A 1,195-nucleotide genomic window follows, 5' to 3' on the forward strand; every position below is an offset into this window, starting at 1 on the left:
ATGCTTGAGGAACATAAAGAGAAAGGGGCAAAACTGACCGTCGCTTGTATGGATGTTCCAGTAAAGGACGCCTCTGCTTTCGGAGTAATGGGAATCGCTGAAAACGGACTGGTTAAGTCTTTTGTCGAGAAGCCTGAAAACCCACCTACTCTTCCAGACGATAAAGCCAAGAGCCTTGCATCAATGGGGATCTACATCTTTGATATGGATGTGCTCAAAGAAGCGCTGACCGAAGATGCGAAACTGGAAACGTCTAGCCATGACTTTGGCAACGACATTATTCCAAAATTGATCGACACCGAATCGGTTTACGCTTACAAGTTTTGTGGCAGCAAAGGTCGTGTCGATAAAGATTGTTACTGGCGTGATGTCGGGACAATTGACTCCTTCTATGAAGCTAATATGGATTTACTGGAACCAGTACCTCCGATGAACCTTTATCAATCTAACTGGGCGATCCGCACTTACGAACCTCAATTTCCACCAGCGAGAACCGTCTCCTCTGCAACAGGAAACGAAGGTATTTTCATCAACTCGATCATAGCTACCGGTGTTATCAACTCAGGTGGCTCAGTCCAGCACTCGATCATTTCATCAAATGTGCGCATTCAAGACAGCGCGACCGTTGTGGATTCCATCATTTTTGATGACGTAGAAGTCGGTGAAGGCAGCCAACTGGTGAATTGCATCGTCGATAAACACGTTCGCATACCACCGAATACACAAATCGGCATCAATAAGGTTGAAGACGCCAAACGCTTCAAAATCTCAGAAAAAGGCATTGTTGTTATACCGGAGAGCTACCAGTTCTGAAAGTCCTCAATTCAAACGACAACATAAACGAAAAAGCGCACGATAATTACCGTGCGCTTTTGTTTAAGTACCTATTAAAGTTAGGTAATAACAGTTAATCAATAATGATTAGATGTTACATACTGTAGCCCAGCTACCGTCGCTACCTGGTTCAGAAGCCGTCCACCAGTTTGCTTGGTAAACCACACCATTGTGGATGACTTTGTCGCCTTGATTTGCGTGGCTTGGGTTACCTGCCCAGTCAGTTTGTGGCAGATTTGGGTATGTTACCAAACCAGCAGTATCACAAGAACCAGGTTCAGTTGTACCGCCACCGCCAGTACCCGCGTTTAGGTCTCCGATTGGTAGGTCTGGTTGCTCAAACTTGAACGCAAACTCTTTA

At 45.4% G+C, this 1,195-nt stretch carries 2 protein-coding genes; one reads left to right on the forward strand and one right to left on the reverse strand.

Translation table 11 applies throughout. The features are described from left to right. The coding region (locus tag R7P69_RS24925; protein WP_318121783.1) for a sugar phosphate nucleotidyltransferase at positions 1–813 on the forward strand (813 nt) is incomplete at its 5' end. 108 nt (positions 814–921) lie between these two features. On the opposite strand, the gene R7P69_RS24930 is transcribed toward R7P69_RS24925, so the two are convergent. Continuing rightward, positions 922–1,195 (reverse strand): cellulose-binding domain-containing protein (locus R7P69_RS24930; RefSeq protein WP_318121784.1); only part of this gene is annotated, 274 nt, incomplete at its 5' end.

It is taken from the genome of Vibrio sp. 661, from assembly GCF_033339315.1.
GTDB classification, from domain to species: domain Bacteria; phylum Pseudomonadota; class Gammaproteobacteria; order Enterobacterales; family Vibrionaceae; genus Vibrio; species Vibrio alginolyticus.